Here is a 15,565-nt window from a genome sequence, read left to right as displayed (position 1 = left end):
ATGATGAGAACCCTATAGGCGACAAGTTTTGATCTCGAGCGTTTCAAAAACCGTGACAACGTCCCACACTTTCGCTGGGTTGTTGCTAGAGCACGTACGTGATCGAGCGCATCGACCCGCGCTACGAGAAAAAACGCTCGGCATCTGGCGCACGTTTACCTGGGCAGAGGTGTACGAAAACGTGCAAAAGCTTGCCCATGGCTTGATCTGTCTCGGGGTCGCAAAGGGCGATCATGTGGGGGTCATTGGTGAGAATCGCCCTGAACTTTATATGGGGATGATGGCCGCCCAAGCGCTTGGGGCCATTCCAGTCCCACTGTATCAAGATGCGGTGGCACAAGAGATGGTGTACGTGCTGCAGGATGCGGCCATTGCGGTTGTGCTGGTTGAGGACCAAGAACAGGTCGACAAGATTTTAGACATCCGCGACCAATGCCCGGCGCTCAAACACGTGGTCTACGAAGACCCACGTGGCTTGCGGCACTATGTCGACGCGGGCTTGCAGTCGATGACCCAGTTACAAGAGCTAGGCGCCAAACACCAAGATACCCATCGTGAGCTCTTTACGCAGCGACTGGCAGCGAATGACCCGGATGATACGGCTGCGATGTTTTATACCTCAGGGACAACAGGCAAGCCCAAAGGCGTGGTGCTGACCAATTTTGCCCTCATTGACCGTGCGCGAGCCGTCGAGGTGATGGAGGCGCTCACCGATCGCGAAGATGTGCTTGCTTACCTGCCGCCAGCATGGATCGGTCAGAACATGTTCTCTTACACGCAATTGTTAGTGACCGGTTTTACCGTGAATCACCCAGAGTCGCCAGACACGGTCATGATTGATATGCGGGATATCGGGCCCACGTATTATTTTGCACCCCCTCGTGTCTTGGAGGGTTTGCTTACCCAAGTCATTATCCGAATGGAAGACGCGGGGAATGTGAAGAAGAAACTTTATACCTGGGCGATGGACGTGGCCAAACGCTACGGTGACAAAATACTGGACGGTGAATCCGTTGGGTGGGTGAATCGTCTGCTTTACCAGATAGGGGATTTAACCATCTACGGGCCACTGAGAAATTCGTTGGGGATGAGCCGCGTCCGGATCGCCTACACCGCGGGCGAAGCGATCGGCCCAGATCTATTTGTGTTTTATCGGTCGATCGGTATCAACCTAAAGCAGTTGTATGGGTCGACCGAGACGTCAGTATTTGTTTGCGTCCAACCCGATGGGCAGGTGAAAGCCGATACGGTTGGCCCACCCATTCAAGGGGTTGAGATTCTCGTCGCTGAAAACGGCGAGATCATGCTCAAAAGCCCTGGGCTCTTCAAAGCGTATTACCGCAATGAAGCGGCAACGCAAGAAGCTTTTACGCTTGACGGTTGGTTTCGCACGGGGGATGCCGGCTATCTGGATGACATAGGGCATCTGAAGATCATCGATCGAGCGAAAGATGTCGGCAAGTTGGCTAACGGTGCATTGTTTGCGCCAAAGTATATTGAAAACAAGCTGAAATTTTTCCCCTACATCAAAGAGGCTGTCGCTTTCGGTGCCGACCGAGATGAAGTGTGCGCCTTTATTAACATTGACCTAGACGCCGTTGGCAATTGGGCTGAGCGCAGAGGTCTGGCATATGCGGGCTACGCGGATTTAGCGCAACGTGAGGAGGTTTATCAATTGATCCTAGCGTGCGTCGAACAAATCAACCGCGATTTAGCCAACGATAAGAAACTCGCCGGTTCGCAAGTCAGTCGATTCCTTATTTTGCACAAAGAGCTCGACCCCGATGATGACGAGCTAACCCGCACGCGCAAAGTTCGAAGATCGTTCATCGCTGAAAAATACGCCACGCTTGTTGATGCCCTATTTAAGGGCTTGTCTCACCAATATATTGAAACCGAGGTCAAATTCGAGGACGGACGTAAAGGCATGATTGCCGCAGACCTCAAGATCAAAGCGTGTGCGCGTGTGCGCAATGCGCTGGGGCAGGCGGCATGATGATAGCGAACGATCAGCGGGGGCCTGGGGTGGTTCGACAAATCGGTGACGTCATCCTTGAGCTGCAGCATATTTCCTTGTCGTTCGGTGGCGTCAAGGCCTTAACGGATATTTCTTTCGATGTTCGCGAGCACGAAATCCGCGCAATCATCGGCCCCAATGGTGCCGGTAAAAGCTCGATGCTCAATGTCATCAATGGCGTCTATAGCCCGCAACAAGGACAAGTTAGCTTAGATGGCACCGTGTTCGCAAAGATGAATCCTCGTCGAGCAGCCGAAATGGGCGTTGCAAGAACCTTCCAGAATCTTGCCCTGTTTAAGGGAATGAGTGTGCTCGATAACATCATGACTGGCCGAAATCTCAGGATGAAATCAGGTATTTTTGCCCAAGCGCTCAGACTGGGCCCCGCAGAGCGCGAAGAAATTGCGCATCGTGAGTATGTTGAAAACCTCATTGATTTTCTAGAAATTCAAGCCTACCGCAAGACACCTGTCGGGCGCCTGTCCTACGGGTTACAAAAGCGTGTGGATTTGGGCCGAGCGCTGGCCATGCAACCCCGTCTGTTGTTGTTGGACGAGCCGATGGCAGGCATGAACATCGAAGAGAAGCAAGACATGAGTCGCTTCATTCTGGATGTGAACGACGAGTTTGGCATGACCATTGTCCTGATTGAACATGACATGGGGGTGGTGATGGATATCTCGGATCGGGTGGTTGTCCTTGATTATGGCAAGAAAATAGGTGATGGCACTCCGGATGAAGTGCGTCAAAGCGAAGACGTCATTCGAGCCTATCTTGGCGTTGCACATTAAGGTCGGGCCGATATGTCTTTTTTTCTTGAAACGCTATTTGGTGGTTTGATGAGCGGGATGCTTTACTCGTTGATCGGGTTGGGTTTCGTGCTCATTTTCAAAGCATCAGGGGTCTTTAATTTCGCGCAAGGTGCGATGGTGCTTGTCGCTGCCTTATCGATGGCGCGCTTTTCGGTTTGGTTGCCGCAGTGGTTTGGGTTTGACAACCTCATCTGGGCGAATATCTTCGCTTTCGTGCTCAGCGCAGGGGTCATGTGGCTGATGGCCGTTGGCATCGAACGGCTCGTGTTGCGTCATCTCGTTAACCAAGAGGCCACCACGCTGCTGATGGCGACCTTGGGCATCGCCTATTTTCTGGAAGGGGCCGGCCAGATCGCATTCGGCTCATCGGTCTACAGCATCAACGTTGGTATGCCTAAAGACCCTGCATTTATTCTTGAGTCGGTGTTTCAAGGGGGATTGCTGATCAACCTTGAAGACCTCACCGCGGCCTTGATTTCTGCCTTGCTCGTGGCAGGCCTGGCTTTGTTTTTTCAAGTGACTGCCACTGGCAGAGCCTTGAGAGCGGTCGCCGACGACCATCAAGCAGCACAGTCGATTGGCATCCCTTTAAACAAGATATGGGTCATTGTCTGGACAGTAGCGGGTCTTGTCGCGCTTGTCGCTGGCATCATCTGGGGGTCTAAGTTTGGCGTGCAGTTCACGCTCGCGACAGCCACGCTCAGAGCACTGCCCGTCGTCATTCTAGGCGGTTTGACGTCTGTGCCAGGGGCCATTATCGGGGGGTTGTTGATCGGTGTCGGAGAAAAGCTGTCAGAGGTTTACATAGGCCCCATGGTAGGTGGCGGGATCGAGATTTGGTTTGCCTACGTCTTGGCGTTGGTTTTTTTGTTGTTCAGGCCGCAGGGATTATTCGGCGAAAAAATCATCGATCGAGTCTAAGGATCAAGGATAAGCGTACATGTTCTATCGCGAAAATGGTCAGTTCAAAACGACCTATCGGTCTGATCAGCAAATCTTCCCCATTCGTCAAGACCGGGTGTTGATGTTCGGCCTTTTGTTGATCGCATTTTTAGTCGTGCCTGTCTTTGCGTCAGATTACTTCTTGAAAGCGATCCTCATCCCCTTCTTGATCTTGGCGCTCGCGGCAATCGGGCTCAATATTCTGGTTGGCTACTGCGGGCAAATATCGCTAGGCAGTGGGGCATTTATGGCTGTGGGCGCTTACGCCGCCTGGAATATTTCGGTGCGACTGCCTGCCGTGCCGCTGGTTTTGCAGATTTTGATTGGTGGGTGCTTCGCAACCGTCATTGGGGTGATTTTTGGTGTTCCGAGCTTGAGAATTCGTGGTTTATATCTAGCCGTGGCTACCTTGGCGGCGCAGTTTTTTGTTGACTGGGCCTTCTTGAGAATTCCGTTTTTTACCAATTATTCATCCTCTGGCAGCGTATCGGTACAGGCATTGTCGACGTTTGGTGTGTCGTTGCAGAGTGCGCCGTCTAAATACCTGTTCGTTCTATCGTTCGTGGTCCTCTTTGCGTTCGTCGCCAAGAATTTGGTTCGTGGTGCGATCGGTCGCGAGTGGATGGCGATTCGAGATATGGATGTGGCGGCAACGGTGATCGGTATTCGACCGATGCACGCAAAGCTCACTGCCTTTGCCGTCAGCTCTTTTATTGTGGGGGTCGCAGGGGCACTCTGGGGGTTTTTGCACCTTGGGGCATGGGAGCCTCTTGCGTTTGATTTGAATCGATCCTTTCAATTACTGTTCATGGTCATCATCGGTGGTCTAGGCTCAATACTAGGAAGCTTTTATGGCGCCGCTTTCATTGTGCTGGTACCCGTCTTTTTGAACCGCATTCCCACTTGGTTTGGGCTTTCCATCCCCGTCGATATTGCGACGCATATTGAACAAATGATTTTTGGGGCATTGATCGTATTCTTTTTAATTGCTGAGCCACATGGCTTAGCGAGGCTGTGGAGTATCGGAAAAGAGAAACTTCGTATTTGGCCTTTTCCACATTGATTATTTAATTTATCCGGCGAAGATCGGTTCCATTCAACACGATGTTTTCGAGCATCAAACGGAGATAGAAATGACAGTCAACAACATAAAATCGTTAGTTGCAGGGTTGGTGGTTGCGGGCGGCCTAGTCGCGCTCTCGGCCCCCGCCTTGGCAGACGAGCAGTTCGTGCCATTATTGACCTATCGCACAGGGTCGTTTGCGCCTCTCGGGATTCCGTGGGCGGACGGCAAAATGGATTATCTTAAACTCGTCAACGCGCGCGGCGGCATCAATGGCGTGAAGCTTGTTTTCGAAGAGTGTGAAACTGCCTATGCGACAGACCGCGGGGTAGAGTGCTATGAACGCCTCAAGGGGCACGCACCGACTGGCGCGTCTGCTTACGATCCTCAATCGACGGGGATCACGTTTGCCGTCAGTGACAAGGCACCAGGGGATAAAGAACCCATCCTGACGGTAGGCTATGGTTTGTCGCAATCCACGGACGGTTCGGTATTTCCCTGGAATTTCCCGCTGCTTGGCACCTATTGGACTGCGGCCGACATCATGATTCAGGATATCGCTAAAAAGGAAGGTGGCCTGGATAAACTGAAAGGCAAGAAAATCGCGCTCGTCTACCACGACTCGCCTTATGGCAAAGAGCCAATCCCCCTGCTGCAGAAGCGCGCACAACTGCTTGGTTTCGAGTTTTTACCCTACCCTGTCACGGCACCAGGTGTTGAGCAGAAGTCGACCTGGTTGCAGATTCGCCAGACCAAGCCCGACTACTTGTTGCTCTGGAGCGCTGGCATCATGACGCCAACGGCATTGCGTGAAGCTCAGGGTGTTGGTTATCCGCGCGAAAAAATGTATGGCATCTGGTGGGCCGGTTCAGAAGGCGACGTAAAAGATTTAGGTGCGGTGGCGAAAGGCTACAACGTGATTACCATTGCCAATAGTGTTGCCAAGGGCAAGGTGCATGATGAGCTCAAAGCAAAAGTCTATGACAAAGGCGAGGGCACTGATACTGCAGGCAATACGGTCGGTACGCTGGCGCATACTCGTGGCATGATGATCTCGATGCTGACGGTCGAAGCCATTCGTACCGCACAAGAAAAGTTCGGTAAAGGCAAATCGGTAACGCCTGAACAAGTACGTTGGGGACTTGAGCATCTTGACCTGACGCAGGCTCGTTTGGATGAAATCGGTTTTACCGACATCATGCGGCCGGTTAAGACGTCGTGTTCGAACCACACCGGTGATGATTGGGCGCGGATCGTTCAGTGGGACGGTGCCAAGTTTCAACTCGTATCGGATTGGTACCGGTCTGATAAAAACGTGATTGAGCCGTTAATCAAGGAAGCCGCGGCCAAATATGCCAAAGACAAAAATGTCACGCCAGTGACCTGCGAGAACTAAGGCGAGCCATGGCAGACGAGATGACCACGGCAACCACTGCTGCGTTGCTGTCTGTTCCGACCCAACCTGGCGCGGTGATGGGTGAACCTTCGACGTCGGTGCTGTTGGATATCAATGGGATCGAAGTGATTTATAACCACGTCATCCTGGTGCTCAAAGGGGTGTCACTCGTTGTGCCTGAGGGCAAGGTCGTTGCTTTGCTCGGTGCCAATGGCGCCGGCAAGACGACGACCTTGCGCGCCATTTCAAACTTGCTGAGTGCCGAACGAGGCCATGTGACCAAGGGCGATATCACCTACCGAGGCGAGCGGATCGAAAGTCTCTCTCCGGCTGAGCTGGTCAAGCGCGGCGTTGTGCAGGTGATGGAGGGTCGGCACTGCTTTGCGCACCTCACGATTGAAGATAATTTGTTAACGGGTGCTTATACGCGCAAGTTATCTCGAGTTGATTTGGCCCGCGCGCTTGAGCGAGTCTATGAATACTTCCCCAGACTGAAGCAGCGGCGCTCTAGCCAAGCTGGCTACACGTCGGGGGGAGAGCAACAGATGTGTGCGATTGGACGCGCCTTGATGTCGCAACCCAAGATGATCCTGCTGGATGAGCCATCAATGGGTTTGGCGCCGCAAATTGTTGAAGAAATTTTTGAAATCGTGAAAGATTTGAATCAACGAGAGGGGGTGAGTTTTTTACTCGCTGAACAAAACACCAACGTTGCGCTTCGTTATGCTGATTATGGATATATTCTTGAAAATGGTCGTGTCATGATGGACGGGACCGCTGAGAGCCTTGCCGCCAACGAAGACGTGAAAGAGTTTTACCTCGGCATTGCTAGCGGTGCGCGAAAGAGCTTCAAAGACACGAAGTTTTATCGTCGTCGCAAACGATGGCTGGCATAACACTGACCAGCGCTCGTGTCTCTTTTTGACTGAAGTCAGTGCAAGCAACGTGAGATTTAAGATGACTGCTTTTTATGACGTCGCCGAAACGCGGCATATCGCAGAGCGAGAGCAGGCACTGTTGCTCGCCTTACCCCATGCTTTAAGGCATGCCGTGGCCAACGCGCCTGCAATCGCACGTCAACTCGAGGGCGTCGATCCTCTTGATATCCATACACGGGATGCGTTAGGCAGATTGCCTGTCGTTCGAAAATCTGATTTGTTGATCCTACAAAGCGAAGCCCGCTCTGCTCAGACCGACGTGACGGCCGCAGCGAAGGTGTTCGGTGGGTTCTCGGCAGTCGGCTGGGGCAAGCGCATGCCTCGTGTGTTTGCGTCACCTGGGCCGCTTTACGAGCCTGAAGGTTCGGTGCCTGATTACTGGCGATTCGCTCGTGCCCTGTATGCGGCAGGTTTTCGAGCCGGAGATTTGGTTCACAACTGTTTTTCGTATCATTTCACCCCTGCTGGATCGATGTTTGAGACAGCGGCTCACGCGGTGGGCTGCTCGGTTTTCCCGGCTGGGGTGGGGCAAACCGAGCTACAGGCGCAGGCGATTGCCGATTTGCAACCGAGTGGCTATACCGGTACGCCGAGCTTTCTGAAAATCATCCTTGAAAAAGGCGATGAGCTCGGCATGACGCTGCCATCACTGAAGCGCGCACTGATGTCTGGCGAGGCGTTGCCACCATCGTTACGTGACTGGTTCTTGGCGCGTGGGGTTGACGTCTACCAGACCTATGGCACTGCCGATCTGGGGATGATTGCCTACGAAACGCCAGCCCGAGAGGGACTTGTGCTCAGTGAAGATATCATTCTGGAGATCGTCAGGCCGGGTACCAATGAGGTGGTGCCAGAAGGGGAAGTCGGTGAGGTCGTCGTGACGACATTGAATGCGACTTACCCGCTGGTCAGATTCGGGACGGGCGACTTGTCAGCGATCTTGCCGGGGCTCTCGCCCTGCGGTCGAACCAACACCCGCATTCGTGGTTGGATGGGGCGCGCCGATCAAACGACTAAAGTAAGAGGCCTGTTTGTGCATCCTGCGCAGGTTGCGCAGGTGATTGCTAAGTTTCCCGAAATCATCAAAGCACGACTCGTCGTCAGCGGCAGTATGGGATCCGATCAAATGACGCTCAAGGTTGAGTGCCCAGTGACAGCTCCCGACTGGGTCTCCCGGCTTGAACAAGTGGTGCGAGATGTGACAAAGTTAAGGGCTGAAGTCGAGGTGCTTGCACCGACCGCGTTGCCCAACGACGGCAAAGTCATCGAGGATCTCCGCAAGTACGACTAGTCAAGCAGTGGCCAGGCGATGACGACTCACTTAGCGTCGTTGATCCGCAAGCTGCCTTGCATCAGCGCAGAGTGACCCCCGAAGGTGCATTGAAAAGCGTAGCGCTCTCCGGGCTTGAGCGCGAGTGTCGAGAACGTGACCGTTGCGCTATCGTCGCCACCGATCACTCGGGTGAACGCGATCACGCGTTTATCACCAGGGGTGACGAAGTTGTTATCCAGACCAGCAATCAAACCGTCTCTGGCTACCCGCGGGGCGTCGGTGGTACTGGTTAACACCCAGTTGTGGCCCATGGCTGCTTTGGGTAGGCGACCGACATGCTTGAGTGTCACCGTGAAGTCGCGGCAAGACGCAGGGATCTCGAGATGCTCAGGCGTAAAGTGATATGCGTCGTCTGCATGGATGGTCGCTGAGCAGATCACTTTTGTTGGCGAGTCTGTCGCCGCTTGCACTAACGACCCAGCGAGGCATAACCCAACAAAAAACGCAGTGACGTTGAGGGCTTTCACGGCTGATAGTGCGCAGAGCTTGATCGTTGACATCAGGCCGCCCGTTTCGCGAAACTGGCGTTGCCGGCGCGACTTCCCCCGGCGCGGTTCAGGTGGGCTGATATCCACTGACCAATATCGACCACTTCATCAAAATCAACCCCGGTGTCGATGTTTAAACCGCGCAAGAGATACAACACATCTTCGGTCGCCACGTTGCCAGTGGCCCCTTTTGCGTAAGGACAACCCCCAAGGCCAGAAACAGAGCTGTGAAAAATGGTGATGCCCGCCTCAAGGGCGGCCATGATGTTGCCAACCGCTTGCCCGTAGGTGTCGTGAAAGTGCCCCGAGAGTTTGCGAGGGTCGACAACTTGACCGACTGCGCCCATGACTTGTCTCACGAGTGCAGGGGTCGCCACCCCGATGGTGTCTGCAATATCAATTTCGTGGCAACCCATTTGATCAAATTTTTTGGCAACGGCCACGACTTGATCAATAGAAACAGCGCCCTCATAGGGACACCCGAGCGCACAGCTCACGGCGGCACGAAGGCGTCGTCCGGACGCAAGGGCTGCTTGGGCAACTGGCTCAAAACGTTCGAGTGATTCGGCAATCGAGCAATTGATGTTTTTCTGTGAAAAAGATTCGCTGGCGGCACCAAAAATCACGACTTCATCGACAGAAGCCGCGTGAGCCGCTTCAAACCCTTTCATATTTGGGGTGAGCGCCGAATAAATCGTACCAGGCCGGCGTCTGATTTGTTGCATGACCTCGGTGGCGTCTGCCATTTGAGGTGTCCATTTTGGTGACACAAAGGAGGCCGCCTCAACATTGACAAAGCCAGCGTCGCTCAGGCGATTCACCAGCGCTACTTTGATGGCGGTATCGATAAACGTTTTTTCGTTCTGCAAACCGTCGCGAGGGGACACCTCGACGACTTTGACGGATTGGGGCAATGACATGATCGTAAATCTCTCGAATTAAGCAACGTGACCGTGCTTGCTGCGAACTTTGGCAATTCTGCCGTCAGCGCAACGAGAAATAAGGCCTCGCAACTCTAGGTTAAGCAGTTCTGCGCTGAGTTGGCTCAAAGACATGTTTGACCGACGCAACAAGACATCTTCTGACACTGGATCGTAGCCGATTACGCGAAGCAGTGGCGATGAGGGTTCACTGGTGCCTTCGAGCGGCAAAAAGGGAGCCGGCCCAAAGGGCAAGTTTGCCCCTTGGGGTGAGATCGAGTTGGGCGCGAGTTCAGACAAAATGTCTGCAGCGCACTCGACCAGTTTGGCCCCCTGCTGAATCAATGCGTGCGGCCCGCGCGACAGGGGTGAGTGAATAGAGCCAGGGATAGCAAACACCTCGCGGCCCATGTCATTGGCTAGCCTCGCGGTAATGAGCGAACCGCTTTTACTGGCGGCCTCAACCACGATAACGCCGAGCGATAGTCCCGCCACCAGACGATTACGTGTTGGGAAGTGACGCCGCAACGGCGGTGTCCCCAAAGGAAACTCAGACAGGAGCAAACCGTTTTCATCCAGAATGCGCTGTGCGAGCGAGGCATGGCATGGTGGGTAGATGACATCCAGACCGTTGCCTAAGACGGCGATCGTGCCACCCCCCTGACGGCCTGCCGTTAAAGCGCCTTCATGACTTGCCCCATCAATCCCTAGAGCAAGGCCACTCACGATGCAAAATCCGCTTTCAGCCAGGTATTTGGCAAATGCATAGGCATTATCGCGGCCATCTGGCGTCGGATGTCGGGCGCCGACGATTGCCAACTTACGTCTTTGCAGGAGCGCTAGATTGCCACACGTAAAAAAGGCCTTGGGGGCACGACTGATCTGTCGTAACGGTTCGGGGTACTGGGGGTCGTGAAAGGTCACGACTTTTTGGGCAATTTTTGATAGGTTCATCGCGTTGATTTTGTCATGGTCTACTCAATGGCTGCGGCACTGATGGTTAAAAAAATCCCTCTATCTAACGCTGACGAAATCAATTAAAATAAGGACTTACCTCTATACACGCTGCGTCAAAGTGGCGTTTTTAATGACGACCATGGCACTGCTAGAAATTCTGCATTACCCAGATCCGCGTTTGCACAAAGTGGCCAAACCGGTGATGGCCGTCGACGATCATATTCGCGAGCTGGTCAAAAACATGGCTGAAACCATGTATGACGCACCAGGCGTCGGATTGGCGGCAACGCAGGTAAACGTGCATCAGCGGGTTGTCGTGATTGACGTCAGCGAAGAGAAAAACGAACTTCGCGTCTTGATCAATCCCGAGATTCTTGACAAGTCTGACGAGAAAAAAGTCTACGAAGAAGGCTGTCTTTCAGTCCCAGATGTCTATGACGAGGTTGAACGCCCAGCGACCGTTCGTGTGCGTGCGTTAGATTTGTCGGGCGAGCCCTTTGAATTTGATGCGGAGGGCTTGTTGGCGGTATGCGTACAACACGAAATCGATCACTTGAATGGTAAGGTATTTGTTCAGCATCTATCGATGCTGAAACAAACGCGTCTTAAAGCCAAACTGCGAAAAGCCGAACGCGAAGCGCTCAAAGCGTGATGCCTGGCATCAACGTTGAAGTGGTTGGTTATATCGGGGCCACACTGACCACTTCTGCTTTTTTGCCTCAAACCATTAAAGTGATTAAAACGCGAGATACCCAATCGATCTCATTGACGATGTACATCCTGTTTACTGCGGGTGTCTTTTTCTGGCTGGCTTACGGCGTCATGATCGAGTCAGTGCCGGTGGTCGTGGCAAATTTGATTACCATTGTTTTTTCAAGCACTATCTTGCTTTTAAAAATAAAAGAGATCGCCCGACCTCGGTTGGCTGATCAGCACAGACAAGAGACCGATGAAAGCGAAACATAGTATGTCTAACCTTGTTCACGTCAGACCGGTTGAGAAAGAAGACTACCAAGCTTGGCTGCCGCTCTGGGAGGGGTATAACGCTTTTTACGGACGCCACGGGGCTACTGCACTCGACCCCCATATTACGCAAACGACCTGGGCTCGCTTCTTCGATCCCGATGAACCTGTCAATGCCTTGGTTGCCGTGTTTGAGGGTCAACTGGTTGGGCTAGTTCATTACATTTTTCTTCGTAGTACCTCTCGTCTGCAAGATTGTTATTTGCAAGATCTTTTCACCAAAGAAACCTTGAGAGGTAAAGGTGTTGGCCGTCGACTGATCGAGGCGGTGTACACCACCGCTCGAGAAAATGGCTATGGCCGCGTCTTCTGGTTGACGCATGAGACTAATGCAGCTGGGCGAATGCTGTATGACAAAGTCGCTCAGAACAGCGGTTTTATTGTTTACACCCATCCGCTGTCCTGATCGCAGATTGAGGCGAGGTATACCGCCCTGAACGCACAGAATGAGTTATTCGAACCTGTTAACGAGCCAGAATTGCTCTGCGCTCAGCCAGTTCGGCGTCGCTGATCTGCTTACGCCTGCGGTTGTATTCTCCCCAAGTTTGTCGGCCCTCATAGAGATCTCCGCGGTTTTTTAGAATGGCGGGTCTTTCTATGGATTCCATGTATTTGATAACGTCCGCATCCTTTTGATTTTCCGAGCCCTTAAGCAAGCGGATCGCATCGAGATTTAATCTGTCGATCGTTGAAAAGAAGCCGACGAAATGTTCTTTTTCAGCCGCTGTAATGGTGGATTTGTCGACCATTTTTGAGTCCGTGACTTCGAGACCGAAAGCGGTGGTTTTTGCACAGATAGCTGCATACGTCTTATCTAAACAGATAGCGGCACGCTGAGACATCAAGCGATTAACCGCGTCTTTGATCGCGTGGTTGCGAGTTTGCGGGCTTGGGGTATCAGCGTTTAACGGTTCGGTGGCGGTCGCGTCGTGCACATTCGGGCACTCTGTCGACGCGGTTTCAACATGGCCTGGTGACGGTGCATGAGAAGCGTCAGTGCCGATCGCGTCTTGTTGGCAAGGGCTTTGAGCCAGCGTAAATGTCGTCAAGGGCGTAATCGGTGCGTTCTCGATAGGTTGGGTGATCGAACATCCTGCTAAAAAAACGACGAATAACAACCCCGCAAAACGCATAGCATCCTCGAATAAATTGACGTGCCCAACCAACGACATAAGCATTGGATTGCAAGGTTGCAAGGATAAGTCATTTTCTGTGAGATGTTAAGCATTAATTAGGTATCGATAGGGCTTTAAAGTGCGTCTGTCATTCGATCATCGTGCCGATCATTGCGACACCAGCGCCAGCTGCTCAACAACGACGTCGGTTAGGTGGTCATCCAGCCCTGCACGAAAACTGACACGGTCTGGCGCTTACCCCCAGCTCGCTGCAACTCAAGTAGTCGCAATATCCCGTCGCCGGTTGCCAGGTCGATGCCTTGCGAGCTGGCATTGACGAGCGTACCTGGTGGTCGCGACGACGAGTCTGAAACCGCGACAGCATCCCACACCTTGATCGGGTCAGTCATGCCAGGCAGGGTTAGCGTCGCACCTGGCACGGGATTGAAGGCACGAATACGACGAGCCAGTTCAGTTGCTGGCCGTGATAAATCAAGCATCGCTTCGGCCTTATCGAGTTTGCTGGCGTAGGTGACGCCCACTGAAGGCTGTTGCGTGCGCAACGAGGTGAGCACATCGAGCCCCTCGAGCGCCTGAATGATCAAGCGCGCGCCCATGGTGGCTAGCGTGTCATGCAGGCTGGCCGCCGTGGTCATTTCTGTGATCGGGGTTGCTTCAACGAGCAACATATCCCCCGTATCCAGCCCCTCGTCCATCTGCATGATGGTGACGCCTGTCTCGCGATCACCTGCCTCAATCGCGCGTTGAATCGGGGCGGCCCCGCGCCAGCGTGGTAACAAACTTGCGTGGATATTGAGGCAACCGAATGGAGGCAGATCGAGAACCCAGCGCGGCAAGATCAGCCCGTAAGCAGCGACCACTAAGACATCCAGTTTGGCGTCAAGCAACGCCTGTTGTGCGACTAGCGCCTCTTCGGGGTATTTGCCATCAAGTCGCAGGCTGCGAGGTTGGATAACGGGGATGGATCGTTCAACCGCCTCGGCTTTGACCGGACTTGGGTGTAATTTCAACCCCCGCCCAGCGGGTCGATCAGGCTGAGTCATCACGAGTGGCACGGTAAACCCAGCCTCGACAATGGCTCGCAAAGCGAGCTGCGAGAATGCAGGTGTGCCCGCAAAGCCAACACGTAAAGCCATCGACTGACTCAAACAGTGTCACCCCATAAATCGTATTCGTCGGATTCGGTCACGCGAACGCGAACGATATCGCCCGGCTTGAGCACTTGTTCGCTATCGACATAAACGCAGCCGTCAATTTCGGGGGCATCGGCGCTTGATCTGCCGATGGCGCCATCCTCATCGACTTCATCAATCAACACGTCGATTTCTGTGCCCACTTTGCGCGCCAGCCGAGCGGTGGATATTGCCTGCTGATGCGCCATGAAGCGCTCCCAGCGGTCTTGCTTGACATCATCAGGGACTGGGTCTGCGAGTTCGTTGGCAGGCGCGCCGTCGACCGGTGAATATTGAAAACAACCTACGCGATCGAGCTGTGCCTCAGTCATCCAGTTGAGCAAATATTCAAAATCTTCTTCCGTTTCGCCAGGAAACCCCACAATAAAAGTGGATCGGATGGTTAAGTCTGGGCATTGTTCGCGCCATTTTTTGATGCGCGCAAGTGTCTTGTCTTCAAAGGCAGGTCGCTTCATCAACTTCAGTATGCGGGGGCTGGCGTGTTGAAACGGGATATCTAAGTAGGGCAGGATCTTGCCTTGCGCCATTAAAGGGATCACTTCGTCAACGCTTGGGTATGGATAGACGTAGTGCAGGCGAACCCAAACCCCCAGTTCACCGAGTGCTTCGCACAGTTCAGTCATGCGGGTCTTGACAGGGCGGCCGCCCCAAAAACCACTGCGATACTTGATGTCAACACCATAGGCGCTGGTGTCCTGGGAAATGACCAAGACCTCTTTGACGCCTGCATTGACCAAGCGCTGCGCCTCATCAAGCACATCGCCGACAGGCCGACTCACCAGATCGCCGCGCATTGAGGGGATGATGCAAAAACTGCAACGATGGTTGCAGCCTTCAGAAATCTTCAAATAAGCGAAGTGACGAGGGGTGAGCTTGATCCCTTGAGGGGGCACTAAATCGACAAAAGGGTCATGTGACAAGTCAGGGGGGGCCGCGTCGTGAACTGCCCGCACGACCTGCTCATATTGCTGTGGGCCAGTCACCGCCAGCACACTCGGATGCACAGCGCGAATCACGGCCTCATCCACCCCCATGCATCCGGTCACAATGACGCGGCCATTCTCGGCAATTGCCTCACCAATCGCGTCAAGCGATTCGGCTTTCGCGCTATCGATAAAGCCACAGGTATTGACGACGACGACATCGGCACCATCGTAATCGGGCACGATTTGGTAGCCCTCGGTACGCAACTGGGTCAGAATTCGCTCAGAATCAACCAGCGCTTTAGGACAGCCGAGGCTGACGAAACCGACTTTGGGGGAGGACATGGAGGACACCTTGAGGGCTTGCGCCCACATTCAGAAAAGAAGTGGATTTTAGCGTGTGAATGGACGAGTCAGCCTACAA

16 protein-coding genes are annotated in these 15,565 nt (G+C 53.4%); 10 read left to right on the top strand and 6 right to left on the bottom strand.

The genetic code is table 11. The annotated features are described in order from the left end of the window. Positions 1 to 52: 52 nt before the first annotated feature. The 7 genes from AC1W8Y_RS02425 to AC1W8Y_RS02395 all read left to right on the top strand — a co-directional run bounded on the left by AC1W8Y_RS02425 (position 53) and on the right by AC1W8Y_RS02395 (position 8,459). Positions 53 to 1,996 (top strand): AMP-dependent synthetase/ligase, encoded by a 1,944-nt coding sequence (locus tag AC1W8Y_RS02425; protein ID WP_482012861.1) that lies wholly within the window; start codon positions 53 to 55, stop codon positions 1,994 to 1,996. Next, complete coding sequence (locus tag AC1W8Y_RS02420; RefSeq protein ID WP_482012860.1) at positions 1,993 to 2,808, top strand: ABC transporter ATP-binding protein; 816 nt, start codon at positions 1,993 to 1,995, stop codon at positions 2,806 to 2,808. The genes AC1W8Y_RS02425 and AC1W8Y_RS02420 overlap by 4 nt, the downstream gene beginning before the upstream one ends. Positions 2,809 to 2,820: 12 nt before the next feature. Beyond that, positions 2,821 to 3,750 carry a branched-chain amino acid ABC transporter permease gene (locus tag AC1W8Y_RS02415; RefSeq protein ID WP_482012859.1) on the top strand — a complete coding sequence of 310 codons (930 nt, stop codon included), beginning with the start codon at positions 2,821 to 2,823 and terminating at the stop codon, positions 3,748 to 3,750. A gap of 19 nt (positions 3,751 to 3,769) precedes the next feature. Then, the gene (locus AC1W8Y_RS02410; protein WP_482012858.1) at positions 3,770 to 4,834 is read left to right on the top strand and encodes a branched-chain amino acid ABC transporter permease; all 1,065 of its coding nucleotides are present in this window, start codon (positions 3,770 to 3,772) and stop codon (positions 4,832 to 4,834) included. A 70-nt stretch (positions 4,835 to 4,904) separates the two neighbouring features. Then, complete coding sequence (locus AC1W8Y_RS02405; RefSeq protein ID WP_482012857.1) at positions 4,905 to 6,230, top strand: ABC transporter substrate-binding protein; 1,326 nt, start codon at positions 4,905 to 4,907, stop codon at positions 6,228 to 6,230. Between the two features lie 77 nt (positions 6,231 to 6,307). Continuing rightward, positions 6,308 to 7,126, top strand: coding sequence for an ABC transporter ATP-binding protein (locus AC1W8Y_RS02400; protein ID WP_482012905.1), 819 nt, complete (start codon positions 6,308 to 6,310; stop codon positions 7,124 to 7,126). Between the two features lie 61 nt (positions 7,127 to 7,187). Then, positions 7,188 to 8,459 carry a phenylacetate--CoA ligase family protein gene (locus AC1W8Y_RS02395; protein WP_482012856.1) on the top strand — a complete coding sequence of 424 codons (1,272 nt, stop codon included), beginning with the start codon at positions 7,188 to 7,190 and terminating at the stop codon, positions 8,457 to 8,459. Positions 8,460 to 8,485: 26 nt separating this feature from the next. Here AC1W8Y_RS02395 and azu read toward each other — a convergent pair whose 3' ends face one another. The 3 genes from azu to dprA are packed head-to-tail and all read right to left on the bottom strand — an operon-like array spanning position 8,486 to position 10,863. Then, positions 8,486 to 9,001, bottom strand: a complete 516-nt coding sequence (gene azu, locus AC1W8Y_RS02390) for an azurin (RefSeq protein WP_482012855.1) — start codon at positions 8,999 to 9,001, stop codon at positions 8,486 to 8,488. Beyond that, entirely contained in the window at positions 9,001 to 9,909 is a 909-nt protein-coding gene (locus tag AC1W8Y_RS02385; protein WP_482012854.1) for a hydroxymethylglutaryl-CoA lyase, read from the bottom strand. Before AC1W8Y_RS02385 ends, azu begins: the two co-directional genes overlap by 1 nt. 18 nt (positions 9,910 to 9,927) lie before the next feature. Then, on the bottom strand, positions 9,928 to 10,863 hold the full coding sequence (gene dprA, locus AC1W8Y_RS02380; protein WP_482012853.1) for a DNA-processing protein DprA: 936 nt from the start codon (positions 10,861 to 10,863) through the stop codon (positions 9,928 to 9,930). A gap of 142 nt (positions 10,864 to 11,005) precedes the next feature. Here dprA and def point away from each other — a divergent pair, with 142 nt between their 5' ends. Genes def through AC1W8Y_RS02365 form a run of 3 tightly spaced genes read left to right on the top strand, consistent with a single transcriptional unit; the run spans position 11,006 to position 12,295 of the window. After that, positions 11,006 to 11,518, top strand: a complete 513-nt coding sequence (gene def, locus AC1W8Y_RS02375; protein ID WP_482012904.1) for a peptide deformylase — start codon at positions 11,006 to 11,008, stop codon at positions 11,516 to 11,518. Continuing rightward, on the top strand, positions 11,518 to 11,832 hold the full coding sequence (locus AC1W8Y_RS02370) for a SemiSWEET family sugar transporter (RefSeq protein WP_482012852.1): 315 nt from the start codon (positions 11,518 to 11,520) through the stop codon (positions 11,830 to 11,832). Before def ends, AC1W8Y_RS02370 begins: the two co-directional genes overlap by 1 nt. Continuing rightward, positions 11,816 to 12,295 (top strand): N-acetyltransferase family protein, encoded by a 480-nt coding sequence (locus AC1W8Y_RS02365; RefSeq protein WP_482012851.1) that lies wholly within the window; start codon positions 11,816 to 11,818, stop codon positions 12,293 to 12,295. Before AC1W8Y_RS02370 ends, AC1W8Y_RS02365 begins: the two co-directional genes overlap by 17 nt. 58 nt (positions 12,296 to 12,353) lie before the next feature. On the opposite strand, the gene AC1W8Y_RS02360 is transcribed toward AC1W8Y_RS02365, so the two are convergent. The 3 genes from AC1W8Y_RS02360 to rimO form a co-directional block, all read right to left on the bottom strand. After that, positions 12,354 to 13,067, bottom strand: a complete 714-nt coding sequence (locus AC1W8Y_RS02360) for a hypothetical protein (protein WP_482012850.1) — start codon at positions 13,065 to 13,067, stop codon at positions 12,354 to 12,356. A 146-nt stretch (positions 13,068 to 13,213) separates the two neighbouring features. Beyond that, positions 13,214 to 14,161 (bottom strand): methionyl-tRNA formyltransferase, encoded by a 948-nt coding sequence (gene fmt, locus AC1W8Y_RS02355; RefSeq protein ID WP_482012849.1) that lies wholly within the window; start codon positions 14,159 to 14,161, stop codon positions 13,214 to 13,216. A gap of 8 nt (positions 14,162 to 14,169) precedes the next feature. Beyond that, positions 14,170 to 15,486, bottom strand: coding sequence for a 30S ribosomal protein S12 methylthiotransferase RimO (rimO, locus tag AC1W8Y_RS02350; RefSeq protein ID WP_482012848.1), 1,317 nt, complete (start codon positions 15,484 to 15,486; stop codon positions 14,170 to 14,172). Positions 15,487 to 15,565: the final 79 nt, after the last annotated feature.

It is taken from the genome of Jezberella sp., from assembly GCF_964834465.1.
The sequence above is the reverse complement of the archived record's forward strand: the minus strand, read 5'-3'. Positions and strand labels throughout refer to the sequence as shown.

What these genes read in the sequence shown, in the direction of transcription:
- AC1W8Y_RS02370 (WP_482012852.1), top strand. Translation starts at nt 11,518, where the DNA reads ATGCCTGGCATCAACGTTGAAGTGGTTGGTTATATCGGGGCCACACTG.
- AC1W8Y_RS02410 (WP_482012858.1), top strand. Translation starts at nt 3,770, where the DNA reads ATGTTCTATCGCGAAAATGGTCAGTTCAAAACGACCTATCGGTCTGAT.
- AC1W8Y_RS02395 (WP_482012856.1), top strand. Translation starts at nt 7,188, where the DNA reads ATGACTGCTTTTTATGACGTCGCCGAAACGCGGCATATCGCAGAGCGA.
- def (WP_482012904.1), top strand. Translation starts at nt 11,006, where the DNA reads ATGGCACTGCTAGAAATTCTGCATTACCCAGATCCGCGTTTGCACAAA.
- AC1W8Y_RS02400 (WP_482012905.1), top strand. Translation starts at nt 6,308, where the DNA reads ATGGGTGAACCTTCGACGTCGGTGCTGTTGGATATCAATGGGATCGAA.
- fmt (WP_482012849.1), bottom strand. Translation starts at nt 14,161, where the DNA reads ATGGCTTTACGTGTTGGCTTTGCGGGCACACCTGCATTCTCGCAGCTC.
- azu (WP_482012855.1), bottom strand. Translation starts at nt 9,001, where the DNA reads ATGTCAACGATCAAGCTCTGCGCACTATCAGCCGTGAAAGCCCTCAAC.
- AC1W8Y_RS02405 (WP_482012857.1), top strand. Translation starts at nt 4,905, where the DNA reads ATGACAGTCAACAACATAAAATCGTTAGTTGCAGGGTTGGTGGTTGCG.
- AC1W8Y_RS02385 (WP_482012854.1), bottom strand. Translation starts at nt 9,909, where the DNA reads ATGTCATTGCCCCAATCCGTCAAAGTCGTCGAGGTGTCCCCTCGCGAC.
- dprA (WP_482012853.1), bottom strand. Translation starts at nt 10,863, where the DNA reads ATGAACCTATCAAAAATTGCCCAAAAAGTCGTGACCTTTCACGACCCC.
- rimO (WP_482012848.1), bottom strand. Translation starts at nt 15,486, where the DNA reads ATGTCCTCCCCCAAAGTCGGTTTCGTCAGCCTCGGCTGTCCTAAAGCG.
- AC1W8Y_RS02360 (WP_482012850.1), bottom strand. Translation starts at nt 13,067, where the DNA reads ATGCTTATGTCGTTGGTTGGGCACGTCAATTTATTCGAGGATGCTATG.
- AC1W8Y_RS02420 (WP_482012860.1), top strand. Translation starts at nt 1,993, where the DNA reads ATGATGATAGCGAACGATCAGCGGGGGCCTGGGGTGGTTCGACAAATC.
- AC1W8Y_RS02415 (WP_482012859.1), top strand. Translation starts at nt 2,821, where the DNA reads ATGTCTTTTTTTCTTGAAACGCTATTTGGTGGTTTGATGAGCGGGATG.
- AC1W8Y_RS02365 (WP_482012851.1), top strand. Translation starts at nt 11,816, where the DNA reads ATGAAAGCGAAACATAGTATGTCTAACCTTGTTCACGTCAGACCGGTT.